Annotated in this window: 28 protein-coding genes; 17 read left to right on the top strand and 11 right to left on the bottom strand. The window is 61.4% G+C overall.

The genetic code is table 11. The features are described from left to right. Positions 1-80: 80 nt before the first annotated feature. The 3 genes from rnd (at position 81) to BMZ46_RS04735 (ending at position 2,543) form a co-directional block, all read left to right on the top strand. Positions 81-1,214, top strand: coding sequence for a ribonuclease D (gene rnd / locus BMZ46_RS04745; RefSeq protein WP_007958043.1), 1,134 nt, complete (start codon positions 81-83; stop codon positions 1,212-1,214). Further along, a complete protein-coding gene (locus BMZ46_RS04740; protein WP_039772642.1) occupies positions 1,211-1,504 on the top strand; it encodes a YcgL domain-containing protein in 294 nt (97 codons plus the stop codon). Before rnd ends, BMZ46_RS04740 begins: the two co-directional genes overlap by 4 nt. Positions 1,505-1,610: 106 nt before the next feature. After that, entirely contained in the window at positions 1,611-2,543 is a 933-nt protein-coding gene (locus BMZ46_RS04735; protein ID WP_039772640.1) for a D-2-hydroxyacid dehydrogenase, read from the top strand. Between the two features lie 135 nt (positions 2,544-2,678). On the opposite strand, the gene BMZ46_RS04730 is transcribed toward BMZ46_RS04735, so the two are convergent. After that, a complete protein-coding gene (locus BMZ46_RS04730; protein WP_039772638.1) occupies positions 2,679-3,272 on the bottom strand; it encodes a nitroreductase family protein in 594 nt (197 codons plus the stop codon). Between the two features lie 279 nt (positions 3,273-3,551). Between BMZ46_RS04730 and BMZ46_RS04725 the strand changes: the two genes are divergently transcribed. Both BMZ46_RS04725 and BMZ46_RS04720 read left to right on the top strand, forming a co-directional pair. Continuing rightward, on the top strand, positions 3,552-4,001 hold the full coding sequence (locus BMZ46_RS04725) for a YcgN family cysteine cluster protein (protein ID WP_007958058.1): 450 nt from the start codon (positions 3,552-3,554) through the stop codon (positions 3,999-4,001). Between the two features lie 20 nt (positions 4,002-4,021). Further along, positions 4,022-5,251 carry a hypothetical protein gene (locus BMZ46_RS04720; RefSeq protein ID WP_039772636.1) on the top strand — a complete coding sequence of 410 codons (1,230 nt, stop codon included), beginning with the start codon at positions 4,022-4,024 and terminating at the stop codon, positions 5,249-5,251. Positions 5,252-5,254: 3 nt separating this feature from the next. Here the strand turns inward: BMZ46_RS04720 and BMZ46_RS04715 are convergent, their stop codons facing one another. The 4 genes from BMZ46_RS04715 to BMZ46_RS04700 form a co-directional block, all read right to left on the bottom strand. Then, a complete protein-coding gene (locus BMZ46_RS04715; RefSeq protein ID WP_039772634.1) occupies positions 5,255-5,632 on the bottom strand; it encodes a YgaP family membrane protein in 378 nt (125 codons plus the stop codon). An 81-nt stretch (positions 5,633-5,713) separates the two neighbouring features. Beyond that, positions 5,714-6,184 carry an RNA methyltransferase gene (locus BMZ46_RS04710; protein ID WP_007958066.1) on the bottom strand — a complete coding sequence of 157 codons (471 nt, stop codon included), beginning with the start codon at positions 6,182-6,184 and terminating at the stop codon, positions 5,714-5,716. 212 nt (positions 6,185-6,396) lie between these two features. Then, the gene (locus BMZ46_RS04705) at positions 6,397-6,768 is read right to left on the bottom strand and encodes a YajD family HNH nuclease (RefSeq protein WP_007944009.1); all 372 of its coding nucleotides are present in this window, start codon (positions 6,766-6,768) and stop codon (positions 6,397-6,399) included. Between the two features lie 48 nt (positions 6,769-6,816). Continuing rightward, positions 6,817-7,503 (bottom strand): spermine/spermidine synthase domain-containing protein, encoded by a 687-nt coding sequence (locus BMZ46_RS04700; protein WP_074691102.1) that lies wholly within the window; start codon positions 7,501-7,503, stop codon positions 6,817-6,819. Between the two features lie 79 nt (positions 7,504-7,582). Between BMZ46_RS04700 and BMZ46_RS04695 the strand changes: the two genes are divergently transcribed. Further along, the gene (locus tag BMZ46_RS04695; RefSeq protein WP_074691103.1) at positions 7,583-7,867 is read left to right on the top strand and encodes a hypothetical protein; all 285 of its coding nucleotides are present in this window, start codon (positions 7,583-7,585) and stop codon (positions 7,865-7,867) included. Here BMZ46_RS04695 and BMZ46_RS04690 read toward each other — a convergent pair. Both BMZ46_RS04690 and BMZ46_RS04685 read right to left on the bottom strand, forming a co-directional pair. Further along, complete coding sequence (locus tag BMZ46_RS04690; protein WP_074691104.1) at positions 7,864-8,337, bottom strand: cyclic nucleotide-binding domain-containing protein; 474 nt, start codon at positions 8,335-8,337, stop codon at positions 7,864-7,866. The two genes, BMZ46_RS04695 and BMZ46_RS04690, sit on opposite strands and share 4 nt — an antisense overlap. A 219-nt stretch (positions 8,338-8,556) precedes the next feature. Beyond that, the gene (locus BMZ46_RS04685) at positions 8,557-10,611 is read right to left on the bottom strand and encodes a S9 family peptidase (RefSeq protein WP_074691105.1); all 2,055 of its coding nucleotides are present in this window, start codon (positions 10,609-10,611) and stop codon (positions 8,557-8,559) included. Positions 10,612-10,710: 99 nt separating this feature from the next. On the opposite strand from BMZ46_RS04685, the gene BMZ46_RS04680 reads away from it, so the two are divergent. Genes BMZ46_RS04680 through BMZ46_RS04670 form a run of 3 tightly spaced genes read left to right on the top strand, consistent with a single transcriptional unit; the run spans position 10,711 to position 12,560 of the window. Further along, complete coding sequence (locus tag BMZ46_RS04680) at positions 10,711-11,211, top strand: MFS transporter (RefSeq protein WP_074691106.1); 501 nt, start codon at positions 10,711-10,713, stop codon at positions 11,209-11,211. 16 nt (positions 11,212-11,227) lie between these two features. After that, positions 11,228-12,004, top strand: coding sequence for a class II glutamine amidotransferase (locus tag BMZ46_RS04675; RefSeq protein WP_025110635.1), 777 nt, complete (start codon positions 11,228-11,230; stop codon positions 12,002-12,004). A 13-nt stretch (positions 12,005-12,017) separates the two neighbouring features. Further along, entirely contained in the window at positions 12,018-12,560 is a 543-nt protein-coding gene (locus BMZ46_RS04670; RefSeq protein ID WP_011332934.1) for a DUF2937 family protein, read from the top strand. A gap of 119 nt (positions 12,561-12,679) precedes the next feature. Here the strand turns inward: BMZ46_RS04670 and BMZ46_RS04665 are convergent, their stop codons facing one another. Further along, positions 12,680-13,591, bottom strand: a complete 912-nt coding sequence (locus BMZ46_RS04665) for a LysR family transcriptional regulator (RefSeq protein ID WP_039772623.1) — start codon at positions 13,589-13,591, stop codon at positions 12,680-12,682. A gap of 146 nt (positions 13,592-13,737) precedes the next feature. Here BMZ46_RS04665 and BMZ46_RS04660 point away from each other — a divergent pair, with 146 nt between their 5' ends. The 4 genes from BMZ46_RS04660 (at position 13,738) to BMZ46_RS04645 (ending at position 17,458) form a co-directional block, all read left to right on the top strand. Further along, positions 13,738-15,024 (top strand): MFS transporter, encoded by a 1,287-nt coding sequence (locus tag BMZ46_RS04660; RefSeq protein ID WP_074691107.1) that lies wholly within the window; start codon positions 13,738-13,740, stop codon positions 15,022-15,024. Positions 15,025-15,090: 66 nt separating this feature from the next. Further along, entirely contained in the window at positions 15,091-15,843 is a 753-nt protein-coding gene (locus BMZ46_RS04655; protein WP_039772754.1) for a 5-oxoprolinase subunit PxpA, read from the top strand. Further along, positions 15,840-16,544, top strand: a complete 705-nt coding sequence (locus BMZ46_RS04650; protein WP_074691108.1) for a 5-oxoprolinase subunit B family protein — start codon at positions 15,840-15,842, stop codon at positions 16,542-16,544. The genes BMZ46_RS04655 and BMZ46_RS04650 overlap by 4 nt, the downstream gene beginning before the upstream one ends. After that, on the top strand, positions 16,541-17,458 hold the full coding sequence (locus BMZ46_RS04645; RefSeq protein WP_074691109.1) for a 5-oxoprolinase subunit C family protein: 918 nt from the start codon (positions 16,541-16,543) through the stop codon (positions 17,456-17,458). The genes BMZ46_RS04650 and BMZ46_RS04645 overlap by 4 nt, the downstream gene beginning before the upstream one ends. Positions 17,459-17,608: 150 nt before the next feature. On the opposite strand, the gene BMZ46_RS04640 is transcribed toward BMZ46_RS04645, so the two are convergent. Beyond that, the gene (locus BMZ46_RS04640) at positions 17,609-18,787 is read right to left on the bottom strand and encodes a vWA domain-containing protein (RefSeq protein WP_016771218.1); all 1,179 of its coding nucleotides are present in this window, start codon (positions 18,785-18,787) and stop codon (positions 17,609-17,611) included. 12 nt (positions 18,788-18,799) lie between these two features. Then, a complete protein-coding gene (locus BMZ46_RS04635; RefSeq protein WP_007911294.1) occupies positions 18,800-19,645 on the bottom strand; it encodes an AAA family ATPase in 846 nt (281 codons plus the stop codon). 201 nt (positions 19,646-19,846) lie between these two features. On the opposite strand from BMZ46_RS04635, the gene BMZ46_RS04630 reads away from it, so the two are divergent. Next, entirely contained in the window at positions 19,847-20,077 is a 231-nt protein-coding gene (locus tag BMZ46_RS04630; protein ID WP_039772616.1) for a DUF4160 domain-containing protein, read from the top strand. Continuing rightward, complete coding sequence (locus BMZ46_RS04625) at positions 20,065-20,565, top strand: DUF2442 domain-containing protein (protein ID WP_074691110.1); 501 nt, start codon at positions 20,065-20,067, stop codon at positions 20,563-20,565. The genes BMZ46_RS04630 and BMZ46_RS04625 overlap by 13 nt, the downstream gene beginning before the upstream one ends. Here the strand turns inward: BMZ46_RS04625 and BMZ46_RS04620 are convergent. Next, positions 20,562-21,638, bottom strand: coding sequence for a DUF748 domain-containing protein (locus BMZ46_RS04620; RefSeq protein ID WP_039772612.1), 1,077 nt, complete (start codon positions 21,636-21,638; stop codon positions 20,562-20,564). The two genes, BMZ46_RS04625 and BMZ46_RS04620, sit on opposite strands and share 4 nt — an antisense overlap. 128 nt (positions 21,639-21,766) lie before the next feature. Between BMZ46_RS04620 and cysK the strand changes: the two genes are divergently transcribed. Continuing rightward, positions 21,767-22,741, top strand: a complete 975-nt coding sequence (cysK, locus tag BMZ46_RS04615; protein ID WP_011332943.1) for a cysteine synthase A — start codon at positions 21,767-21,769, stop codon at positions 22,739-22,741. 187 nt (positions 22,742-22,928) lie between these two features. After that, positions 22,929-23,867 (top strand): aspartyl/asparaginyl beta-hydroxylase domain-containing protein, encoded by a 939-nt coding sequence (locus BMZ46_RS04610; protein ID WP_039772609.1) that lies wholly within the window; start codon positions 22,929-22,931, stop codon positions 23,865-23,867. Positions 23,868-23,896 lie beyond the last annotated feature (29 nt).

The raw sequence follows: 23,896 nt of genomic DNA, 5'->3' as shown, positions 1-23,896 counted from the left end.
CATCAAGCTCTTGCCCTGTAGAGGCGCGGAAAGCGCCGGTGGCGATATATACTGCGCGCCATTCTTGAAGGGAGAGCCGTGTGGCCATCGATATTCACTGGATTCGCGACAACGATAGCCTCGCGCAGTTTTGCGCCGAGTGGCAGCAGCTGCCGTTCGTTGCCCTCGACACCGAATTCATGCGGGTCGACACCTTCTACCCGATTGCCGGGCTGTTGCAGGTCGGCGACGGCAAACGCGCCTACCTGATCGACCCGCTGACCATCAACGCCTGGCAACCCTTGGCCGCGTTGCTGGAAAACCCGGCGGTGCTCAAAGTCCTGCATGCCTGCAGCGAAGACCTCGAAGTCCTGCTGCGCCTGACCGGCAGCCTGCCGGCGCCGCTGTTCGACACCCAACTGGCCGCTGCCTACCTGAACCTCGGGTTCTCGATGGGCTATTCGCGTCTGGTGCAGGAAGTGCTCGGCATCGAACTGCCGAAGGGCGAAACCCGTTCCGACTGGCTGCAGCGTCCGTTGTCCGACACGCAAATCAGCTATGCCGCCGAAGACGCCGTGCATCTGGCGGAGGTTTTCGTGCAACTGCGTCCGAAACTGTCTGACGACAAATTCGCCTGGGTGCTGGAGGACGGCGCCGAACTGGTTGCCAACCTGCGCCGCGAGACCGATCCGTACGAGGTGTATCGCGAGGCCAAACTGGCGTGGAAACTGTCCCGCGCCCAACTGGCCGTGCTGCGCGAACTGTGTGCCTGGCGCGAGCGCGAAGCCCGTGCCCGCGATCTGCCGCGCAATCGTATCGTGCGTGAACACTCGCTGTGGCCACTGGCCCGGACCCAACCGGACAACCTCAGCGCGCTGGGCAAGATCGAAGACATGCACCCGCGTACCGTGCGTCAGGACGGCGAGTTTCTGCTTGATCTGATCAAGCGCTCTGGCAGTGTGGGGCCTGATCAATGGCCGCCAGCCGTGCCGGAGCCGCTGCCGATCGAAGCTGCCGCGCTGATCAAACAGCTGCGGGCGCTCGGTCAGGCCGAAGCTGAGCGTCTGGGCATCGCGCCGGAACTGATGCTGCGCAAGAAAACCCTCGAAGCGCTGGTCAAAAGCGGCTTCCCCGAGGGCCCTTACCAATTGCCTGATTCGCTGCGTGGCTGGCGCCGCGAATTGATGGGCCAGAAGCTGCTCGACAGCCTGGCCACCGCCGGAGAACAGCCTTGAAACGTATTTGTTCCATTTATCAAAGTTCGAAGAAAAGCGGCATGTACCTGTACGTGCTCAAGAGCGATGCGCTGGAGCGCGTGCCGGAAGGCCTGATGGCGGCGTTCGGCAAGGCCAGGCATTCCTTCGATCTGGTGCTGACCCCCGAGCGCAAGCTGGCCAGCGAAGACATCGCCGTGGTCCTGGAAAACCTCGAAAAGCAGGGCTATCACCTGCAGATGCCACCGGCCGAGGAAGAGTACATCGAACACTTGCCCGAAGAGTTGCTGCGACGCAACGACCCGGTCTGATCCGCGAGGCCCTGTCCTGGGCCTCTGGTAACCCCTGGAACGGTTTTTACGGCGACGGCTGCCACGAAGTGGACGGCCGCCTGCACGGTTTGCGAAAGGTTTGAAGATGCGCGTTCTGATTGCTGAACACGACCACGCGATATACGCCCGACTGCTGCGTCAGGCGGCCCCGGAGCTTGAAGTGCTGACCAGTGGCGACTCCGCCGAACTGGCCCGCCAGGCTGCTGATTGCCCGGTGTGGCTGGGCCAGCCGGATCTGTTGGCGACCCTGTTGCGTCAGGGCCACCAGCCACAATGGCTGCAATCGACCTGGGCCGGCATCACGCCGCTGCTGGCCGACGGCTTGCGCCGGGATTACCGCCTGACCCGGGCGGTCGGCATTTTCGGTCAGGTGATGGCCGAGTACGTGCTGACCTACATGCTCGGCCACGAGCGCGAAGTGCTGGCGCGGCTGGTCAGCCAGGTCGAGCGCAAGTGGGACAACCGCACCGGCCAGAGTCTGGTCGGACGCAAGGTGCTGATCGTCGGCACCGGTGACATCGGCCAGAGTGTGGCGCAGTTCCTGCTGCCGTTCGGCGTCGAGTTGTACGGCATCGCCAGCAGCGCCCGCGAGCAGGCGCCGTTTGTCGAAGTCGGTTCGATGGCGGACTTGCCGCGTCTGGTCGGCGAGGTGGATTACGTGGTCAATCTGCTGCCCAACACCGAGCACACCCACGATATCTACGACGCTGCGCTGTTCAAGCAATTCAAGCCGACCGGTTTGTTCATCAACGCCGGACGCGGTGTGGCGGTAGTCGATGCAGATCTGGTCGAAGCATTGAAGGAAGGCCATCTGGCCGGCGCGGTAATCGACGTTTGCCGTCAGGAACCGCTGCCGCAGCGGCATCCATTCTGGACCGCCTGGGGCTTGTTGTTGACCGGGCACAGCTCGGCGCCGACTTCGCCGCCGATGATGGTGCAGTTGTTTCTGGATAACTTGCGGGCGTATCAGGCGGGAGAGGCGTTGCGCGGGGAAGTGGATTTCGCACGCGGTTACTGACTAGAGATCGTTCCCACGTCGAGGCGTCGAACCGTCCGCGTGGGAATGCAGCCCGTGACGCTCCGCGTCACTGGACGCGGAGCGTCCCTTGAGGCATTCCCACGCAGAGCGTGGGAACGATCATGTGGTGAAGCTTTAAAGGGTGAAATCGCCTTCAGCCGCCAGTTCGCTCAGCGGACGACGCGGGCTCGGGACTTCCCGTGCTTGCAGGTATTCGGCCAGGGTTGCCTTGTCACCCAGCTTGCCCACCGCCACGGCGGCATGCAGCGCGTAACCTTGCGGAATGTTCAGCTCCTTGCGGGTCAGCTCCTGATCGAAACCGGCCATGCCGTGGGTGTGCCAGCCGCTCAGGCTCGCTTGCAGCGCCAGATGGCCCCACGCGGAACCAGTGTCGAAGGTGTGCCACAGCGCTGGCGTTTCTTCGGTGGCGCCCGGTGCGGTGAAGGTGGTTTTCGAAATCACGATCACCAGCGCCGAAGCGTGCTGTGCCCAGCTGCGGTTGAATTCATTGAGCAGGCCCAGGTAACGCTCCCAGTTCGGCGTGTCGCGACGGGCGTAGAGAAAACGCCACGGCTGCGAGTTGTACGCCGATGGCGCCCAGCGCGCGGCTTCGAAGAAGCTCAGCAGGGTTTCTTCCGGGATCGCTTCGCCGGTGAAGGCGCGGGGCGACCAGCGATCGGTGAACTGCGGGTGAATGGCGTATTCGGCAACGCGAGGGTTGGCACTCATCGAAAGATTCCTTGCTACGTTTGAGGACAGGTTGGAAGTGAAACCCGGCGGGATCAGTTGGGCTGAACGATGGGGTTGTGGCGCAAGCCTGCAGTTCACCGGATGCGACGCGGTCGAGTGTTAATGGCATCCGGCAAAGGCCTGGTGTGACCGGCAAAGCTACTTGGCCGTGCAAAAACTGACAAGCCCCGCACAACCGGCAGTCGCCAGCGCTTGGCCCACGGGGCCTTGGGCACTAGACTGGCGGCCTTTTCACCACCTGATGTTGATGCTTGAGCCATGGCCGCCAAAGTCGAACCGTTCTGGATACGCAAAACCCTCGATCAACTCGATCACGAGGAGTGGGAATCGCTGTGCGACGGTTGCGGCCTGTGCTGCCTGCAAAAGCTCGAGGATGAAGAAGACAACAGCGTCTATTACACGCGCATCGCCTGCAAACTGCTGGACCTGAAAACCTGCCAGTGCAGCGATTACCCGAACCGCATGAAGTTTGTCCCGGACTGCATCCAGCTCACCCCGGGCCAGGCCGAAGAATTCAAATGGCTGCCGCCGACCTGCGGTTATCGGTTGGTCAGCGAAGGCAAGGATCTGCCGCTGTGGCATCACTTGGTCTGCGGTGATCGCGATGCGGTGCACCACGAACGGATTTCCCAGTCCGGGCGCATGCTGGCCGAAGGCAGCGTGCCGGAAGACGACTGGGAAGATCACCTGATTTTTCGCGCAGGCTGACGATTGACCAAGGAGCAGGTATGGCGACGGGATTGCGCCGGGCGCTGATCGTCACGCTGCTGGCGCTGAGTGCGCCGGTGTGGGCGGCGAAGAAAGTCGATCTGGATTATCAGGTACGCCTGCTGCTGCAGAGCGATCAGGCCGAAGTGCGCCTGACCCTCGCCAAAGGCGAAGCGGTGCGCAGTCTGGATTTCGACCTGGGCGATGGCAGCCACTACAGCGACTTCAAGGCTGACGGCCTATGGCAACTGACGCCGGGCAAACCGGCGCGCGGGGTCTGGCGCCCGACGGCGGACAAGGCCAGTCTGACCTACCGCGTGCGCATCAGCCACGGCCGCAAGAACGGCAGCTTCGACACGCGCATGACCCCGACCTGGGCGTTGATGCGTGGCGATGAACTGGTGCCGCCGGCCAAGCTTGATCAGCAGGATGGCATCGAGCTGGTCGCGCGCCTGCACTTCGAATTGCCCGACGGCTGGAAAAGCGTCGAAACCGCCTGGCCGCGCATCGGCAAGAACCAATTCCGTATCGACAATCCGTCACGCCTGTTCGACCGCCCGACCGGCTGGATGCTCGCCGGCCACCTCGGCAGCCGCCGCACGCGGTTGGGGGAAACCGAAGTCACCGTGGCCTCGCCCCAAGGGCAGGGCATGCGACGGATGGACGTGCTGACGCTGCTGACGTTTGTCTGGCCGCAGGTGCAGGCGGTGTTTCCGCGCCACCCGAGCAAACTGCTGATCGTCGGCGCCAATGACCCGATGTGGCGTGGCAGCCTGGCGGCGCGGGAGTCGATCTACCTCAACACGCGCTTGCCGCTGGTCAGCGAAAGCGGCAGCAGTGCTTTGGTGCGCGAACTGGCACAGGTGTTCGGGCGGATCAACGACGAACAGCGCAGCGACTGGATCAGCGAAGGGTTTGCCGAGTATTACGCCATCGAACTGGTGCGCCGTGCCGGCGGCATGAGTGACGAGCGTTATCAGAGCTTGCAGGCGAAACTCGCGAAGGACAGTCAGAAAGTCACGACCCTGCGCGGCGAGCAGATCAGCCCCGCGCAGCTGTCGAAAGCGGTGCTGTTGTTGCAGGAACTGGACGGCGAGATTCGCCTGAAGACCCGCAACAAGCGCTCGCTGGACGACATGCTGCGCGGGGCGATGCATCTGGGGACGGTGAACACCAAAGAGTTCGTGCAACTCGCCGAAAGCATTCTCGGCGAGTCGTCCAAAGTCCTTGATAGCGGGTTGCTTCGGTAGTGGTCAAACCCCGGCTTTCGGCGATTTCACCGAGTCATTGCCGGTCACGGTGGCGGTGTTGGTCGCCGCCTCGGCATTGGCCTTGAGCTTGCTCAGCTCTTCACCGGCCCGCTCGATCTTCGCCCGCACGTTGTTCATGTCCTGACGGCTTTTCTCCAGCAGGCTTTTCACCGAACTGTGGCCGGTGATGCCGCGGGCCATGGCCACGCCGCCAATCGCCACCTGAATCAGCCCGAATACGCCGCCACGGCGCAGGCCCTTGCCGACCATGATCACGCCGCCGGCCAGCGAGCCGATGCGCTCCCAGCCTTCGACGTTCTGCTCAGGACGGCTCTGAAACGGGGTGGATTCGATACGTTCGACGCGTTTGAGCTCGGTCATGATCTTTCTCCAGGCAATGAGTAATGGATAAACAAGCTGACTGCGCAGGCGGTCAGCTCGTTCCATCGGATGTGCGGCGTTTCAGCGGAATTTCGGTCCGGAGCGGGTGTTCAGGCCTTTGGCCATGCGGTCGTAGAGCACGACGTTGACCGTGGCGGCGAGGTTCATGCAACCGGTGGTCGGGATGTACACGACGTCTTCGCACCAGTCGCGGATCTCCTGATCCAGCGAGCCGTCTTCGGGGCCGAAGATGTACAGGGCGCGATCCGGATGAGTGTATTCCGGCAGCGGGCGGGCGCCGTCAACCAGTTCCACGGCAACCGGGACGCAATTGAGCGGCAGGATCTTTTTCAGGTCGTCGATGCCGATCAGCGGGATGTCGTAGTGCACGCGCTTGGTATCAGTGACGAAATCGGCGGCGCGCTCATAGCGCTTGCCGGTGTAGAACACGGTCGACACGCCGTAGCAGCCTGCGGCGCGCATCACCGAACCGACGTTTTCCGGTGATTTGGGGTTATACAAACCAATGCAGCTGTACCGTTTGTCTGCCACGAGCGGGGTGCCTTCGGGAAAAAGAGGGCGATTATACGGGGATTGGGGGAGGGCGGGCAGATTCAGGACAGATCGTTCCCACGCTGTTGATCGTTCCCACGCTCCGCGTGGGAATGCAGCCCGGGACGCTCCGCGTCCCAAAGCGGACGCAGAGCGTCCATTGAGGCATTCCCACGCAGAGCGTGGGAACGATCACATCAGAGTTGGGGAACTCAGTCTTCTTTTTTCATGAGACCGGCCAGTGCCGCAAACGGATTGTGCGTGGCCTTGGCGATTTTCGGCGTGCTCAGCGAGCCTTCGCCGAAATACTGCTGATCGGTGTAGCGCGAGTGTTCGTTGTCGTGGCAGTACAGGCACAGCAGTTCCCAGTTGGAACCGTCCTGCGGGTTGTTGTCGTGGTTGTGGTCGCGGTGGTGCACGGTCAGTTCGCTCAGGCGCTTGCCGGAAAACTCACGGGCGCAGCGGCCGCACACATGCGGGTACATCTTCAGGGCCTTGTCGCGGTAGCCCATTTCCTTGTCGCGCTGGTTGTCGGCGAGGATGCGATCCAGCTTCGAGGTGTTGGTCGGGGTGGACGAACTCATGGGTTCACCTTTGCAGAAGACTAATGACGGTTATGACGCAAGTTTAGCTCAGCCCTTGAGCTTCTCGGCAATCCAGATCGTGTGGCGCGTGCCCTTGTTGCCGTGGGCGAAGACCTGGACTTCCTCGGCCTTGAAACCGGCCTTCTTCAATTTGTCGGAAAACTGCCGGTCGGCGCTGGCCGACCACACCGCCAGCACGCCTTTGGGCCGCATCGCTTTGGCGCAGGCGGCCAGGCCTGCGGCGGAATACAGCCAGCTGTTGGCCTTCTGGGTCAGGCCTTCGGGGCCGTTGTCGACGTCGAGCATGATTGCGTCGAAACCGTTCGGCTCACTTTGCAGCACCTTGGCCACGTCTTCCTGACGGATCACCGTGCGCGGATCGAGCAGCGGGCGCCCGGACTTTTCACCGAGCGGGCCACGGTTCCACTCGACCACGCCGGGCACCAGTTCGGCGACCACCACTTCGGCACCTTTGCCCAGGTGCTTGAGCGCGGAGGCAAGGGTGAAGCCCATGCCCAGACCGCCGATCAGCACCCGCGAGTTCGGCCGGCCGGCGACCTTGCGGCACGGGATCTCGGCCAGCGCATCTTCGGAGCCGTGCATGCGGGTGTTCATCAATTGGCCGCCGTCGCCACCCTGGATCTTGATGACGAAGTCCTCGCCATACTCGAGCAGGCACAGGGCGCCGCCGTTGTCAGGGATCGGCGTGGTGTCGAGCAGAACGAAACGTTTCATGGAAATCTCTACAGGGGGGAAGGCAAGCCGGCGCGTTGGGAGTAGCCTGAAGGCAGACTTCAGGCCAACGGAGCCCTTGATGAAGCGCACCATTCTAACGGTCATTACCCTGGCCGCGCTCTCGATAACTGCCGTACAGGCGCAACAGACGATTCCCGTCAGCCCGACACCGCAACCGGGCTCGCCCGGCACGGCGACGCCAACCCCGTATCCGCAGATCAGTCCGGTGCCGATTCCCAAGGCCGGCCCCGGCAGTGGCGGCCCGCCGCTGGTGCCGATCGAAATGCCCAGCCCGCCGTCCAAGGATCAGCCATTGCCGGGCCTGGAACAGAACGACAGCAAGCCCAAATCCCCGGGGGGCTAGATCTGCTGGGCGGCGAGCTGGCCGTCGGCCATGCGCAGGCGTTTGGACAGGGAGACGGCGAGGGCGCGGATGATCTTGGCGGCGATCTTCGGCGCGTCGTTGAGCATTTTTTCCAGCGAGTCCTTGCCGAGGTTGAGCAACTGGCAGTCGCTCGCCGCCACACAAGTCGCCGAACGGCGTTCGCCGTCGAGCACGGCCATTTCACCGAATGCCCGACCGCTGCGCAGGGTAGCCATGGTAACGACCTGACCGTCGCCACCGGTTTTCTGCACGGCCACCTGGCCGGTGTGGATGATGCACATGAAACTGCCGGCATCGCCTTCGCGAAAGATCGCTTCGCCTTCAGCCACGGTGCTGATGCTGAAGTAACCCGAGGCGGCGGCGAAATCCGCCAGTTGCAATTGATCGAACAGGCCGCAGTCCATCAGCCAGTCGCGGATTTCGTTGTTCAGTAGAGTGGGTTCTGACATGTCGTGCGGTCTTTTTTTGTTTTCACTGTTTCAAGGCGTTGCACAGAACTCCTGTGGGAGCGAGCCTGCTCGCGATGGCGGAGTGTCAGCCAACATCAACATGACTGACAGATTGCTATCGTCGGATCGCCGCCCGGAGCAGGCTCGCTCCCACAGGGGATTGATGTGCTATCGGCCTATCGGGTCTGGAATTAAGACCCAAGTGACCGGCGGAGTTCCTCAGGCAATGCCCAGAACCTTGAAAACAAATGCATATTCGAGCGCTACGTCACGTAATCCCTGATAACGCCCGCTCATGCCGCCGTGGCCGGCACCCAGTTCGGTCTTGAGCAGCAATGGATTGTCATCGGTCTTGGTCGCGCGCAATTTCGCCACCCACTTGGCCGCTTCCCAATACTGCACGCGGCTGTCGTTATAGCCGGCGATCACCAGTGTTGCGGGATACGCCTGTGCAGTGACGTTTTCGTACGGCGCATAGGCCTTGATCCGCTCGTAAACGTCCGGCTCTTCGGGATTGCCCCACTCGTCGTATTCAGTGACGGTCAGCGGCAGGTCCGGGTCGAGCATGGTGTTGAGCACGTCGACGAACGGCACTTCGGCAATCGCCACACCGAACAGATCCGGACGCTGGTTGAGCACAGCACCGATCAGCAGGCCACCGGCGCTGCCACCGCTGATCGCCAGTTGTGGCGCGGTGGTGATGCCGTTGAGGATCAGGAATTCGGCGCAGGCGATGAAGTCGCTGAAGGTGTTGTGCTTGTGCTCCTGCTTGCCAGCGCGGTACCACGCTTCGCCCAGCTCACCGCCGCCGCGCACGTGGGCGATGGCGAACGCCATGCCGCGATCCAGCAGACTCAGGCGGGCGTGGGAGAACCACGGGTCGAGGCTTGAACCGTAGGCGCCGTAACCGTACAGGTACAACGGCACGGGTTTGCCAACCATTTCCCGTTTCATCACCAGGCTGATCGGCACCTGGGTGCCGTCCGGCGCGGTCGCCCACAGGCGCTGGCTGACGTAGGCGTCGGCGTCGAACGGGCCGAGCACCGGGGTTTCCTTGAGGACAGTCTGCTCGCCGGTGGCGAGGATCAGTTGCCGAACCTGAGCCGGACGATTCAACGCCTCGTAGCGCAGGCGGATGCGGTCGCTTTCGAATTCCAGGCTGTTTTGCACGTAGAGGCTGTAGGCCGCGTCCGGCAATTGCACGCGATAAGGCGCCAGACCGTGTGGGCGAACTTCGATGATCGGCAGCCCACCTTCGCGCAGGCTCAGGGTCAGGGCTTCGGCGTTGAGGGTCACGCCATCGAGCATCACCGAATCGCTGTGCGGGATCAGGTTCTGCCAGTCGGCTTCGCTCGGTGCGATGCCGGTGTCCGGCGCCTGATACAGGGCGAAGTTGATGCCGTCGCGGTTGGTGCGGATGAACCAGGTCCACTCACCATCGAGCTTGCCGTGGTCGACGTCGTATTCGTGATCCTCGACCCGTGGCGCCAGGCAGGTGAACGGCTGCTGCGGCTGATGGGCATCCAGCGCCCAGACTTCGCTGGTGGTCTTGCTGCTCAGCGACAACAGCAATTGCTGCTCGGAGCTGGCGCGGTAGCAGTGCAGGAAGAAACGCCCGTCCGGTTCGTGGAACACCTCTTCGGCGGCCGTGCCGTCGAGGCGATAGCGGAACAGCTTGTGCGGGCGATGGGTGTCGTCGAGTACGCCGAAGAACAGCGTGAGGCTGTCATTGGCCCAGGTCATGCTGCCGTCGCAGTCCTGGAATTCCAGTTCGCTGACGCGCTCGCTGGACAATTCCTTCACGAACAGCGTGTAAATCTCATCGCCCGAGGCGTCGACGCTGTAGGCCAGACGCTGGTGATCCGGGCTGATGCTGAAGGCGCCGAGGGAGAAAAAGCCGCCGTTGGCCAGTGCGTTCGGATCGAGCAGCAGTTGTTCGCGGCTTTCGTCGAGGGTCAGGCTGTCATCGACCGGGCGCGGGCAGCGGTAGTGGCGGGCGTATTCGTCGCCTGCGGTGGTGCGGGTGTAATACAGGTACGGGCCCCATGGCGAGGGGAGGGACAGGTCGGTTTCGAGGATCCGGCCCTTGATCTCTTCGAACAGGGTTTCGCGCAGCTCAGCCTGATCGGCGGTCTGTGCCTGCTGATAGTCGTTTTCAGCCTTGAGGTAGTCGAGCACCGCGTCGGTGTCGCGTTCCTGCAGCCAGGCGTACGGGTCGTGACCGGCGGCCTTGTGGGCAATCGGGGCGCTGATGACGTTGGCGGATACGGGCATGGAAAGCTCTCGGACATGACAAATAAGGGCAGCACGGACGGCGGGGAAGCCTGACGTGCGAAAAGTCGTTACTATAAGCGCCTCTTTGCCTGCCTTGCCATGGACACCATGACCGAGAACGACTATCTGATCGCCTGGGGCCTTTACGCCTTTGCCGCCGTGGGCTGCCTGCTGGTGTGGATGCGCATGACCCGCTGGATGTGGCGTTGGCTGCGCGAGCCGCTGCGTGTGCTGATGGCGGTGTTGCTGTTCAGCCCGACCATCATTGACCCGGTGAAGGAAAAATTTGCCCCGGCCATCGCCATCACCGTGCTGGATCTGGCGTTCAAGGTCGGCAATAACGCCTGGCGTGCCATTTCCGAACTGCTCATGTACGCCATGATCGCGTTCGGTCTGTATCTGATTTTTGTGCTGATCCGCCTGCCGATCGAACGCGCCTCCAAGGCCCGCCGGGAGCAGGCTGAAGCCGCCCGCGCAGCGGCCCGTGCCGATGACGAGCGTGACGCCGATCAACCGTTCGGCGGTGCCGGCGATGACCGCTATGGTCGCCCGCCGGTGCCGAGCAATCCGCAGCGCATGCGGGTCGAGCCGCGTCTGTAATCACGAGAGTCCGCACATGTGTGAATTACTGGGCATGAGTGCCAACGTGCCGACCGACATCGTGTTCAGCTTCACCGGGCTGATGCAGCGCGGCGGTCGCACCGGGCCACATCGCGACGGCTGGGGCATCGCCTTCTACGAAGGTCGTGGGCTGCGCCTGTTCCAGGATCCGGCGGCCAGCAGCGAGTCGGAAGTGGCCAATCTGGTGCAGCGTTATCCGATCAAGAGCGAAGTGGTCATCGGGCATATCCGTCAGGCCAACGTCGGCAAGGTCTGTCTGTCCAACACCCACCCGTTCGTCCGCGAACTGTGGGGGCGCAACTGGTGCTTCGCGCACAACGGTCAGCTCGCCGATTTCACCCCGATCAAGAGTTTCTACCGCCCGGTCGGCGATACCGACAGCGAAGCGGCGTTCTGCGATTTGCTCAACCGGGTACGTGCAGCGTTTCCGGAACCGGTCGATATAGAAGTGCTGCTGCCGGATCTGGTCGCGGCCTGCGCCGAATATCGCAGCAAAGGCGTGTTCAACTGCCTGCTCAGCGACGGCGACTGGCTGTTCTGCTATTGCTCGACCAAACTGGCGCAGATCACCCGACGCGCACCGTTTGGCCCGGCGCGGCTCAAGGATGTCGATGTGATTGTCGACTTCCAGGCCGAAACCACGCCCAACGACGTGGTCACGGTGATTGCCACCGAACCCTTGACTGAAAACGAAACCTGGACCCGCTACGAACCGGGCCAATGGAGCCTGTGGCGACGCGGCGAATGCGTCAGCCAGGGCACGACCGAATAAGGATTGCACCCCCATGTTGCTCAGTTATCTACGGCTGGTGTTGTTTGCGGCGGGCCTGTTGATCGGTGTCCAGGTGCCGGGCTTCATCAACGATTACGCCAAGCGGGTCGAAGCGCACCTGATCGAGGCGCAGACTGGTCTACGCGGCTTCCAGGGCACCGCCGAGCAGTTTTTCAAGGGTGATATCCAGGCACTGGTCGCCCATTACCGTGCCAGCGAAGACCCGGTGTTTCGCAGCGATGCCGACAGCCTGAGCACCTTGCTCAACCGTCAGCTGGCGCTGGACAAGCAATTCCAGGCGATGCAGGGCCCGTGGTACATCCGCTTCCTGCAAGTGGTGCTGGCCGCCGACCCGGACATCCGCAAGGAAACCTGGAACGGCTACAGCTACCAGATCCTGCTGACGCCGGAAGCGATGATCTGGGGCATGAGCGGCGCGATGTTGCTGTCGTTCGGCCTTGAATGCCTGTTCCGTCTGATCGACTGGGTGGTGCTGGGCGGCAAGCGCCTGCGCCAGAGCCGGCCGATCGAAGACCGGGATGTGCGCGGGCTGTAAGACTTATGAAGATCGTTCCCACGCTCCGCGTGGGAATGCAGCCCGGGACGCTCCGCGTCCCTTCCAAAGCCGAACGCGGAGCGTCCGTTTAGGCATTCCCACGCAGAGCGTGGGAACGATCAACTTAGAACGATGTAATCCGTACCTACCTTGCGCGCATATTCCTCCAGCACCTGCTGACACAGCGTCACAATCTCCTCGACCCATTCCACACCGACCCGCCACGACACCACCACCTGCAGGTTCGGCGGACGCTGTTCGATGTCAAGCAGGGTCAATTCCCCTCGCGCCAGTTCCTCGGCCACCAGTACCGGCGGCAACGCGCCAATACCGAATCCGTCGCGCAACAGACGGGTGATCGCCGACACTGAATTCACACAGTTCAACCGTGGCGCCAGCACGCCCTGGGCCTGCATCAGCGCCAGGATGTCCTGATGCGGCCGGGAGTTTTTCGAGTAGGTGATGATCCGTTCCTGCGCCAGGTCGGCGAGGTTTTGGTAGTCGCGGTTGTAGATTGATTGGCTGGCGACGATCCAGCCGATCGGGTGGCTGGCCAGTTCGAGGCTGCGCACGCTTTCCTGACGTACCAGATCGGTTTGCAGGATCAAGTCGAGAAAGCCTTTTTGCAGCTGATCGCAGAGGTTCAGCGAGGTATCCGCCACCAGCTCGATTTCCACTCGAGGGTACAGATCGGTCATCTGCGCCACCAACGGGCTGAGCCAGGTGTGGATCACCGTGTCCATCACCCCGATGCGCACCCGGCCGACCTTGCTCGATCGGGTCTCGATCGACTGCTTCAGCGCCTGCATCGTGTCGAGCATCTGCTCGGCATAATCCAGCACTTTCAAACCTTCGGGCGTCAGACTAACGCCGCGTGAGTCACGCAGGAACAGCTTCACCCCGAGCTCGCCTTCGAGTACTGCAATCCGGCTGGAAATCGAAGCCTGGGTGGTGAACAGCTTGTCGGCGGTCAGGCGAAAACTTTTCAGCCGGGCGACCCAGACGAAGGTTTCGAGAAACTTCAGGTTCATGGCAACAAATTTTTCTTATGTCTTGGGCGGGTTTTTATTCGTTGGACGCGACCGGGTGACGCACCCAAGAATCGACGCATCCGGTTCCCACGATAGGCGTCGTCGGAGCTTCGAACAAGACTAATAAAAGCCTGCGGAGACATGCCATGAGTGCGCCCGACACCCTCGACCTCCCCAAGACTGCGGCCCGTCCCGGCCCGTTCGACTGGTATCGCAACATCAATCAGCAGGAGCGCCGGACCTTCTGGAGTTGCAAGATCGGCTACGGTCTGGACGGCATGGACACCCAGATGCTCAGCTTCGTGGTGCCGACCCTGATCGCGATGTGGGGCATCACCACTGGCGAGGCCGGGCTGATCCACACCAGTACTCTGATCGCTTCGGCCATTGGCGGTTGGGTGGCGGGGATTCTCTCCGACCGCATCGGCCGCGTGCGCACCCTGCAACTGACGGTGCTGTGGTTCGCCTTCTTCACTTTCCTTTGCGGCTTCGCCCAAAACTACGAACAACTGCTGATCGCCCGAACCCTGATGGGCTTCGGTTTCGGCGGTGAATGGACCGCCGGCGCGGTGCTGATCGGTGAAGTGATCCGCGCCAAGGATCGCGGCAAGGCGGTGGGCATGGTGCAATCCGGCTGGGCGCTGGGTTGGGGGCTGACGGCGATTCTGTACGCGCTGCTGTTCTCGGTGCTGCCACCGGAAGACGCCTGGCGCGCACTGTTCATCCTCGGCATCGTGCCGGCGGTGTTCGTGATTTTTGTCCGGCGTCTGGTGAAAGACCCGGAGATCTACCGCGAAGCCAAAGCCAAGCAAACTCTGGACAGCCCTTCGAAGTTCTACGAGATCTTCGCCCCCGGCATGCTCTTCACCACCATTCGCGCCTCATTGCTGACCACTGGCGCCCTCGGCGGTTATTACGCGATCACCTCCTGGCTGCCGACTTTTCTGAAGAACGAACGCGGCTTGAGCGTACTCGGCACCGGCGGTTATCTGGCGATGGTGATCATCGGTTCCTACGTCGGTTATGTGATCAGCGCCTATTTGACCGACCTGCTGGGCCGCAAGAAGAACTTCATCCTGTTCGCGGTCGGCTCGTTCACCATCGTTCTGCTCTACACCCAATTACCGGTCAGCAATGGCGTGATGCTGTGGTTGGGTTTCCCGCTGGGCTTCTTCGCCTCGGGGATTTTCAGTGGCATGGGCGCGTTTCTCACCGAGCTGTTTCCAACCCGGATTCGCGGCTCGGGGCAGGGCTTCTGCTACAACATCGGCCGGGCACTGGCGGCGTTGTTCCCGCTGTTGATCGGGTTGCTCAGCCAGAAAGTGCCGCTGAGTGTAGGCATCGGTGCCTTTGCGGCGGTGTCCTACGGGGTGGTGATTCTCGCGGCGTTGAGCCTGCCGGAAACCCGTGGCAAGCAACTGGACGCGCAGTAACTGATAACCTGCGGGACACTGTCTGTCCCACAGCAAAAAAAGAAAAGAACTACAGGAGTGTTCACCGTGAGCCGCCTGCTATTGAACTGTGACATCGGCGAGAGCTTCGGCAGCTGGACCATGGGTCTGGACGCGGAAGTCATGCCCTTCATCGACTGCGCCAACATTGCCTGCGGCTTTCACGCCGGCGACCCGAGCATCATGCGCAAGACCGTCAGCCTGGCCCTGAGCCACGGCGTGCAGATCGGTGCGCATCCGGCCTATCAGGATCTGGTGGGGTTCGGCCGCCGCTCCATGGCCTACACCGCCCAGGAACTGCAAGACATCCTGCATTACCAGATCGGCGCCCTCGACGGCATTTGCCGTGCCCAAGGTGGCAAAGTCAGTTACGTCAAACCCCACGGCGCGATGTACAACGACATGATGGCCAACCCGGCGCAGTTGCGGGCGGTGATTCAGGCCGTCGCGGCTTACGATCGCAGCCTGCCACTGATGCTGATGGCCACCCGCGATAACACGGCCGCGCAACAGCTCGGCGACGAATACGGCGTGACCCTGTGGTTCGAAGCCTTCGCCGACCGCGCCTACGACAGCGTCGGCCGACTGGTCTCGCGACAACTGCCGGGCGCGGTGCACCACGATTCCGAAACCATCATCGGGCAAGCGCTGACCATCGCCCGTGGCGACAACCTCACCGCCAGCGACGGCAGTGCGCTGCACCTGCAAGCCAACACGCTGTGCGTGCACGGTGACAACGCCAGTTCAGTGGCTGCCGTGCAGCGCATTCGTCAGGCCCTGAACGAGCAGAGCGCGCCATGAATCCGCGGGTGGAAGTGGTGGCGCTGGATTGCCTGATGCTGCGCCTGTTCGATGAAATTGCCGAAGCCAACATGCCGTGGATGCTCGCCGCCAGTGAGCGGCTGCGCGCGGTGTTCGGCGAGCATTTGATCGATCTGGTGCCGTCGTACACCACGTTGATGGTGCATTACGACCTGACCGAATTGAATCCGGGTCAGGCTCGCGAATTGATCGCCGAAGCCTTGATCGACCTGTCGCCGAACGCGCGCACCGGCGGCCAGTGTCATGTGCTACCGGTGTGGTACGACCTGAGCGTCGGACCGGAATTGAGTCTGCTGTCACAACGCAGCGGTTTGGCGGTGGAAGAAGTGATCCGCCGTCACAGTGCTCGTGAATATCAGGTGTTCGCCCTAGGCTTTGCGCCGGGTTTCGCGTTCATGGGGCTGGTGGAAGAAGTTCTCGCGGCACCACGTCTGAATACCCCACGCAAGAAAGTCGCCGCCGGCAGCGTCGGCATCGCCGAGCGGCAGACGGCCGCGTATCCGGTGGTGTCTCCCGGTGGCTGGAACCTGATCGGTCGCACGCCGGCAAAACTGTTCGACCGTGAACGCGATGGCTACAGCCTCATGCAGCCCGGGGATACCGTGCGTTTTGAAGCGGTGAGCCACGCCGAATTCATCCGCCTCGGTGGTGACGACACGCCTCTGGAGGCCCTGGCATGAGCCGACTGACGATTGAAGCGAGTACGCCGCTGTGCCTGTTGCAGGATGCCGGGCGGTTTGGCGTGCGCCATCTGGGCGTGACTCAGGGCGGCGCGGCGGACTGGCGGTCGATGGCCTGGGCCAACTGGCTGCTGGGCAATGGCCTGGACTTGCCGGTGATCGAAATCACCCTCGGCGGGTTTACGGTGGTGGCGCAAGAGGATTGTCTGCTGGCAATGGCTGGCGCGGATCTTGGCGCGCAGATCGACGGTGAGGGGTTGGCGCCGTGGCGCAGTTTCAAACTGCGCAAAGGGCAGACCTTGAAGTTCACCCAACCGTTGCTGGGGGCTCGGGCCTATCTAGCGGCGCCCGGCGGTTTCAGTGCGCCGAAAGTGCTGGGCAGCAGTGCCACGGTGGTGCGTGAGGAGCTTGGCGGTCTTGATGGTTTTGGATTGCCGCTGGCCAAGGGCGCTTCGCTGAGTTATCAGGGCGAAACCCTGTTGATGTGTGAGGTTCCGGCGGAGCATCGACCGGACCTGCGCCTCGACGCGCCACTGGATCTGGTGCTGGGCGCGCAGATCGGTCAGTTCAGCGGGCAGAGCCTGTTCGATGCCTTCAACCGTGCCTGGACGCTGGACAGTCGCGCCGATCGCATGGGTATTCGTCTGTTGGGCACGGCGTTGCAGTATCAGGGCAAACCGATGATTTCCGAGGGCATTCCGCTGGGCGCGGTGCAGGTGCCGCCGGACGGGCAGCCGATCGTGTTGCTCAATGATCGGCAGACCATTGGCGGCTATCCGCGATTGGGTGCCTTGACGCCGCTGGCGCTGGCTCGACTGGCACAGTGTCTGCCGGGGGCGAAGGTCAGATTGCGCCCGGTGGTGCAGGACGTCGCACACCGGGAACACCTCGAATATCTACAGCGCTTTACTTGATCGTTCCCACGTCGAACGCGTCTGCGTTTGATCGTTCCCACGCTCCGCGTGGGAATGCCGCCCGGGACGCTCCGCGTCCCAGTGACGCAGAGCGTCACTTGATGCATTCCCACGCAGACGGTTCGACGCCTCGACATGGGAACCATCCGCTTACTTGGACAGAAACCGCATCCCTTCTTCCAGCCCGCGCAACGTCAGCGGATACATCTGATCCTCGATCAAGTCCCGCACGATATTGGTCGACGATGTATAGCCCCACGTATCTTTCGGATACGGATTGATCCAGATGAGCTTCTTGTACTTCTCCATGAAGCGCTGCATCCACACGTAACCCGGCTCTTCGTTCCAGTGCTCGACGCTGCCGCCAGCCTGGGTGATTTCATAAGGCGCCATCGCGGCGTCACCGATGAAGATCACTTTGTAGTCGGCGCCGTACTTGTGCAGCAGGTCCTGGGTCGACGTGCGCTCGGAAGTGCGGCGCATGTTGTTCTTCCACACCGATTCATAAATGAAGTTGTGGAAGTAGAAGTACTCCAGATGCTTGAACTCGGTCTTGCAGGCCGAGAACAATTCCTCGCAGATCTTCACGTGGGCGTCCATCGAGCCGCCGATGTCGAACAGCAGCAACAGCTTCACCGTGTTGCGCCGTTCCGGGCGCATCTGGATGTTCAGCAGGCCGGCATCCTTGGCGGTGTGGTCGATGGTGCCGTCGATGTCCAGCTCTTCCGCCGCGCCCTGACGAGCGAATTTGCGCAGGCGACGCAGGGCGACCTTGATGTTACGGGTGCCCAGTTCCACGGAATCGTCGAGGTTCTTGTACTCGCGCTGATCCCAGACTTTCACCGCTTTGCCCTGGCGCTTGCCGGCATCGCCGACCCGGATGCCTTCCGGGTTGAAACCGCCGGAGCCGAACGGGCTGGTGCCGCCGGTGCCGATCCATTTGTTGCCGCCGGCGTGGCGTTCCTTCTGTTCTTCCAGACGTTTCTTGAACTCTTCGATCAGCTTGTCCAGGCCGCCGAGGGACTGGATCTGCGCGCGTTCCTCGTCGCTCAGCGAACGCTCGAATTCCTTGCGCAACCAGTCTTCGGGGATCAGCGCCTGCAAGTGATCGTCGAGCTTTTCCAGGCCATTGAAGTAGGCGCCGAACGCACGGTCGAACTTGTCGAAATGCCGTTCGTCCTTCACCAGAATCGCCCGCGACAAGTAGTAGAACTCGTCCATGTCGGCGAAGGTGACGCGCTGTTTCAGCGCGTTGATCAGGTCGAGCAGCTCGCGCACCGAGACCGGCACCTTGGCTGCACGCATTTCATTGAACAGGTTGAGCAACATGGCATCAGCCTCTTAGCGGGTGCCGCGACGGCTCATGAACGCCAGGCGCTCAAGCAGTTGCACGTCCTGTTCGTTCTTCACCAGCGCACCGGCCAGCGGCGGGATGGCTTTGGTCGGATCGCGTTCGCGCAGCACGGCTTCGCCGATGTTGTCGGCCATCAGCAGTTTCAGCCAGTCCACCAGTTCCGAGGTCGACGGCTTCTTCTTCAGGCCCGGCACCTTGCGCACGTCGAAGAACACGTCCAGCGCTTCGCTGACCAGATCCTTCTTGATGTCCGGGTAGTGAACATCGACGATTTTCTGCAGGGTGGTTCGGTCGGGGAAGGCGATGTAATGGAAGAAGCAGCGGCGCAGGAACGCGTCCGGCAGCTCTTTCTCGTTGTTGGAGGTAATGATGATGATCGGACGCTTCTTGGCCTTGATGGTCTCGTCGATCTCGTAAACGTAGAACTCCATCTTGTCGAGTTCTTGCAGCAGGTCGTTGGGAAACTCGATGTCGGCCTTGTCGATTTCGTCGATCAGCAGGATGACGCGCTCTTCGGACTCGAACGCTTCCCAGAGTTTGCCCTTCTTCAGGTAGTTGCGTACGTCGTGGACTTTTTCATTGCCCAGTTGCGAGTCGCGCAAACGGCTGACCGCGTCGTACTCGTACAGGCCCTGATGGGCCTTGGTGGTGGACTTGATGTGCCAGGTGATCAGCTTGGCGCCGAACGATTCGGCCAGTTGCTCGGCGAGCATGGTCTTGCCGGTGCCCGGTTCGCCCTTGACCAGCAGCGGCCGCTCCAGGGTGATGGCGGCGTTGACCGCCAGCTTCAGGTCATCGGTGGCGACGTAGGCCTGGGTGCCTTCGAACTTCATCTGCTAATCCTCGAACGGTAACGCCGACCTGAACGGGCAGGGCGGGGGCGAAATAATCGGATGCCCGACTATAACGCGCGGCCCGGTCGACTGTGAACGCAGACGGCTTATTCAGTCTCTGAATGGGGCGTCACATGTTGACTCAGTTTCGGCACGAGGCCAGTATTCCTGGTATCGCCGATTTGGCGATAGCCTTCGGGCATGACTACCAAATACCGATTTCGCGAAAAATACCGCATTCAGTTGCGCGAGAAGGATCACCCACCACCCCATGTTCACCTGACCGGTGGCGGAGTGGATGTGATGCTGAGCCTGGAAACCGTCGAGGTCATGATGGGCAAGGCACCGCCACTGATCGTCAAGGAAGCGCTGGCGTGGGTTTTGTCCCATCAGACGCAATTGCTGGAGGACTGGAAACGATGTTACCCATGAAGCGGCCACGGTTGGCGGCAGTGCAGGCTCTTGGCGATGCTTGTCTGTCACTGACCTTTATTGACGGCCAACAGCTGAACCTGGACTTGAGCTGCGATCTGCAAACTTACCCGGGGCTCGCTCCGCTACTGGACGCTGAAGTGTTCGCAACCGCTGAGTTGGGTGACGACGGCTGGAGCGTGGAGTGGCCGGAACCGGATATCCAGATTGGTGCCGATACCTTGTATCGGGACGCGCTCGCGCAAAATGCGCCGGACGAAAACACACGGATTTTCATGGATTGGCGCGCTCGCACCGGTTTACCGTTGAATGAGGCAGCCGAAGCGTTGGGTGTCAGTGCCCGCAGCATCAGTCGCTACAGTAATGGTCGGGAAGCGGTGCCGCGATCATTGGCCCTGGCCTGTCTGGGTTGGGATTCGTTGCAGGAGAAACCTGCACTGATCGCGGCAGAGGATACCGGGCGCTACATCGTCAACCGTAAAACTTAGCCCGCATCCGGCTTCGGCCGTTCATACCGGGCATTGAAGGCCTGGATGAATCCGTTGCGCAAAATCTGCAAAAAAGCTTCGAACGCGCTGATATCTTGCTGATGCACGCTGCCACTGAGTTCGACTCGGGTGGCAAACTGGTTTTTGCCCTGGTTTTTCAGCACGGTTTCCGTGCCGCCGACCAGTGCTTCCCAGATCGAGCGGAAGATTCCCTTGTTCTTGTTCTCGACATCCTGCTGCCAGTTGAACACGTCCACGTCGCGCAGCAGCGGTTTGATGTAGCCCTTGAGCTGGCCCTTGTTGGCGGCGGCTTCGATGACCACATCGCCGTGGCCGGCGTTGAAGTCGAATTTGCCGTAGGCCGAGGCGAAGTCGTTCATGCGCTTGAGTTCGATGTCGCGGGCCCGCAGGCGAAATTCGAAGTCTTCGAAATTGCTCAAGGGGTCGAAGGTGGCTGTGGTTTCCAGCGGGGCATGCCCCAGCAGCAGAGCCTTGCCTTCGAAGCGAGCATCGCGTTTGCCTTCTTTGTCGACCACGTTGGTCAGGTTGTAAATGCTGGCGTCGACGTTGGTTGCATTCATGTTTACCGGTGGTTTGGAGTTGAAGTTGCGAAAGCTGATCCGCCCATCGCTGATCTGCACTTCGTCGAGCGTGATAGGCAACAGTTTGCCCAGTTGCTCACGCCAGTCGGTGCCCTGACCGGTCTGGGAGTTCTGCCTGTTGGCACCACCATCGACGAAGTTCACCTGAGGTTTAAAGAATTTCACCTGCGCCACGACAGCATGGTCGTACCAAAGCGAGTGCCAACTGACAGACAGGTCGATAACCGGCGCATCGACGAATGGCACCGGCACCTTGCCGTCGGCCTTGACGATTTTCAGGCCATTGATCTTGTAGGCCCCGCGCCAGAGCGCCAGGTCCACGTCGGTGATCTGGCCGCGGTAGTCGCCCATATTGGCCAGCTTGTCATTCAGATAGTCGCGCACGAGGTAGGGCAGGGCGATGTGCAGGGCGACCAGCAACACCACAACAGTGGCGAAAATCCACAATGGCCAACGGTAGCGACGCTTCATGGCAGCAAATTCCGAACGATGTAAAGCGATTGACTGCCGCCTGCCGCAGACGTTCGGCCCGACTGGACTGACACGGGCAACAGGCTTACCTTGGAAGGCTGAATTCAACGCTGCACAAGGACCCAGCCATGAGCCGTATTTTTGCTGACAACGCCCATTCCATCGGCAACACGCCGCTGGTGCAGATCAACCGCATCGCGCCCCGTGGCGTGACCATTCTGGCCAAGATCGAAGGTCGCAACCCGGGCTACTCGGTCAAGTGCCGGATTGGCGCCAACATGATCTGGGACGCCGAAAGCAGCGGCAAACTCAAGCCGGGCATGACCATCGTCGAGCCGACCTCCGGCAACACCGGCATCGGCCTGGCCTTCGTGGCGGCCGCGCGCGGTTACAAATTGCTGCTGACCATGCCGGCCTCGATGAGCATCGAGCGGCGCAAAGTGCTCAAGGCGCTGGGCGCAGAGCTGGTGCTGACCGAGCCAGCCAAGGGCATGAAAGGCGCTATCGAAAAGGCCAACGAGATCGTAGCCAGTGACGCGGGCAAATATTTCATGCCGGCCCAGTTCGATAACCCGGCCAACCCGGCCATTCATGAAAAGACCACCGGCCCGGAAATCTGGAATGACACCGACGGCGCCATCGATGTGCTGGTGGCGGGCGTCGGCACCGGCGGAACCATCACCGGCGTGTCGCGGTATATCAAGAATACGGCAGGCAAACCGATTCTGTCGGTGGCGGTGGAGCCGGTGTCTTCGCCGGTGATTACCCAGGCGCTGGCAGGTCAAGAAATCAAGCCGAGCCCGCACAAGATTCAGGGCATCGGCGCCGGTTTTGTGCCGAAGAACCTTGATCTGTCGATGGTTGACCGGGTCGAGCTGGTGACGGATGACGAGTCCAAAGCCATGGCCCTGCGCCTGATGCAGGAGGAAGGGATCCTGTGCGGGATTTCCTGTGGTGCGGCCATGTCGGTGGCGGTGCGCCTGGCGGAAACTCCGGAAATGCAGGGCAAGACCATTGTGGTGGTGCTGCCCGACTCCGGTGAGCGTTATCTGTCGAGCATGCTGTTCAGTGATCTGTTCACCGATCAGGAGAACCAGCAGTAAGGGGTGCGTTGATTCAGGTCAGCCAGGGTTCAGGATCGTTATGTTAATAAGTGCTTTGTTGCGCAATTCTTAACACTGAATCTTGAGTCGGGCGGGTTTTTCCCGGAGCCGGTAGTGTTTATCATGGCCGGCCGCCATCTCGGGTAAATGACATGGCGTGGCGTTGTCTTATTTCAAGGAGTTGTTGATGACCTTTTCGTTAGCCGCCAAGGTGTCGGTGTTGCTGCTGTTTGTGGGCAGCATCCTCTACGTGCATTTGCGCGGCAAGGCGCGTTTGCCGGTGCTGCGGCAGTTCGTCAACCACTCGGCGCTGTTCGCCCCCTATAACGCCCTGATGTATCTGTTCTCGGGTGTGCCGTCCAAACCATATCTGGATCGCAGCAAGTTTCCGGAGCTGGACGTGTTGCGTGATAACTGGGAAACCATTCGCGACGAAGCGATGCACCTGTTCGACGAGGGTTATATTCGCGCCGCCGAGAAGAACAACGACGCCGGTTTCGGCTCGTTCTTCAAGAAAGGCTGGAAGCGTTTCTACCTCAAGTGGTACGACAAACCTCTGCCATCGGCCGAAACCCTGTGCCCGAAAACCGTGGCGCTGGTCAGTGCCATCCCCAACGTCAAAGGCGCGATGTTCGCGCTGTTGCCGGGCGGCAGCCATTTGAACCCGCACCGCGATCCGTTCGCCGGTTCCCTGCGTTATCACCTTGGTCTGTCAACGCCAAACTCCGACGATTGCCGAATCTTCGTCGACGGGCAGGTCTACGCCTGGCGCGACGGTGAAGACGTGATGTTCGACGAGACCTACGTGCATTGGGTCAAGAACGAAACCGAACAGACCCGCGTCATCCTGTTCTGCGACATCGAGCGGCCGCTGAGCAGCCGCCTGATGACCCGCATCAACCGCTTCATCAGCGCCTGGCTGGGCCGTGCCACGGCACCGCAGAACCTCGACGACGAGCGTGTTGGCGGGATCAACCAGGCTTATGCGTGGAGCAAGAACTTCAGCGACAAGTTCAGCGGTAAGGTCAAACAGTGGAAACGCCGCAATCCAAAGGCCTACCGCGTAATGCGGCCGGTGCTGGCGGTGGTGGTGCTGACGTTGCTGGGGTATTGGCTGTTTGGTTGAGGCTGGAATTAAAAGCATAAAAAACCGCT

It is taken from the genome of Pseudomonas sp. NFIX49 (assembly GCF_900115915.1).
Lineage (GTDB): Bacteria > Pseudomonadota > Gammaproteobacteria > Pseudomonadales > Pseudomonadaceae > Aquipseudomonas > Aquipseudomonas pharyngis.
The sequence above is the reverse complement of the archived record's forward strand: the minus strand, read 5'-3'. Positions and strand labels throughout refer to the sequence as shown.

What these genes read in the sequence shown, in the direction of transcription:
- BMZ46_RS04735 (WP_039772640.1), top strand. Translation starts at nt 1,611, where the DNA reads ATGCGCGTTCTGATTGCTGAACACGACCACGCGATATACGCCCGACTG.
- BMZ46_RS04730 (WP_039772638.1), bottom strand. Translation starts at nt 3,272, where the DNA reads ATGAGTGCCAACCCTCGCGTTGCCGAATACGCCATTCACCCGCAGTTC.
- BMZ46_RS04725 (WP_007958058.1), top strand. Translation starts at nt 3,552, where the DNA reads ATGGCCGCCAAAGTCGAACCGTTCTGGATACGCAAAACCCTCGATCAA.
- BMZ46_RS04720 (WP_039772636.1), top strand. Translation starts at nt 4,022, where the DNA reads ATGGCGACGGGATTGCGCCGGGCGCTGATCGTCACGCTGCTGGCGCTG.
- BMZ46_RS04715 (WP_039772634.1), bottom strand. Translation starts at nt 5,632, where the DNA reads ATGACCGAGCTCAAACGCGTCGAACGTATCGAATCCACCCCGTTTCAG.
- BMZ46_RS04705 (WP_007944009.1), bottom strand. Translation starts at nt 6,768, where the DNA reads ATGAGTTCGTCCACCCCGACCAACACCTCGAAGCTGGATCGCATCCTC.
- BMZ46_RS04700 (WP_074691102.1), bottom strand. Translation starts at nt 7,503, where the DNA reads ATGAAACGTTTCGTTCTGCTCGACACCACGCCGATCCCTGACAACGGC.
- BMZ46_RS04695 (WP_074691103.1), top strand. Translation starts at nt 7,583, where the DNA reads ATGAAGCGCACCATTCTAACGGTCATTACCCTGGCCGCGCTCTCGATA.
- BMZ46_RS04690 (WP_074691104.1), bottom strand. Translation starts at nt 8,337, where the DNA reads ATGTCAGAACCCACTCTACTGAACAACGAAATCCGCGACTGGCTGATG.
- BMZ46_RS04685 (WP_074691105.1), bottom strand. Translation starts at nt 10,611, where the DNA reads ATGCCCGTATCCGCCAACGTCATCAGCGCCCCGATTGCCCACAAGGCC.
- BMZ46_RS04680 (WP_074691106.1), top strand. Translation starts at nt 10,711, where the DNA reads ATGGACACCATGACCGAGAACGACTATCTGATCGCCTGGGGCCTTTAC.
- BMZ46_RS04675 (WP_025110635.1), top strand. Translation starts at nt 11,228, where the DNA reads ATGTGTGAATTACTGGGCATGAGTGCCAACGTGCCGACCGACATCGTG.
- BMZ46_RS04670 (WP_011332934.1), top strand. Translation starts at nt 12,018, where the DNA reads ATGTTGCTCAGTTATCTACGGCTGGTGTTGTTTGCGGCGGGCCTGTTG.
- BMZ46_RS04665 (WP_039772623.1), bottom strand. Translation starts at nt 13,591, where the DNA reads ATGAACCTGAAGTTTCTCGAAACCTTCGTCTGGGTCGCCCGGCTGAAA.
- BMZ46_RS04660 (WP_074691107.1), top strand. Translation starts at nt 13,738, where the DNA reads ATGAGTGCGCCCGACACCCTCGACCTCCCCAAGACTGCGGCCCGTCCC.
- BMZ46_RS04650 (WP_074691108.1), top strand. Translation starts at nt 15,840, where the DNA reads ATGAATCCGCGGGTGGAAGTGGTGGCGCTGGATTGCCTGATGCTGCGC.
- BMZ46_RS04645 (WP_074691109.1), top strand. Translation starts at nt 16,541, where the DNA reads ATGAGCCGACTGACGATTGAAGCGAGTACGCCGCTGTGCCTGTTGCAG.
- BMZ46_RS04640 (WP_016771218.1), bottom strand. Translation starts at nt 18,787, where the DNA reads ATGTTGCTCAACCTGTTCAATGAAATGCGTGCAGCCAAGGTGCCGGTC.
- BMZ46_RS04635 (WP_007911294.1), bottom strand. Translation starts at nt 19,645, where the DNA reads ATGAAGTTCGAAGGCACCCAGGCCTACGTCGCCACCGATGACCTGAAG.
- BMZ46_RS04630 (WP_039772616.1), top strand. Translation starts at nt 19,847, where the DNA reads ATGACTACCAAATACCGATTTCGCGAAAAATACCGCATTCAGTTGCGC.
- BMZ46_RS04625 (WP_074691110.1), top strand. Translation starts at nt 20,065, where the DNA reads ATGTTACCCATGAAGCGGCCACGGTTGGCGGCAGTGCAGGCTCTTGGC.
- BMZ46_RS04620 (WP_039772612.1), bottom strand. Translation starts at nt 21,638, where the DNA reads ATGAAGCGTCGCTACCGTTGGCCATTGTGGATTTTCGCCACTGTTGTG.
- cysK (WP_011332943.1), top strand. Translation starts at nt 21,767, where the DNA reads ATGAGCCGTATTTTTGCTGACAACGCCCATTCCATCGGCAACACGCCG.
- BMZ46_RS04610 (WP_039772609.1), top strand. Translation starts at nt 22,929, where the DNA reads ATGACCTTTTCGTTAGCCGCCAAGGTGTCGGTGTTGCTGCTGTTTGTG.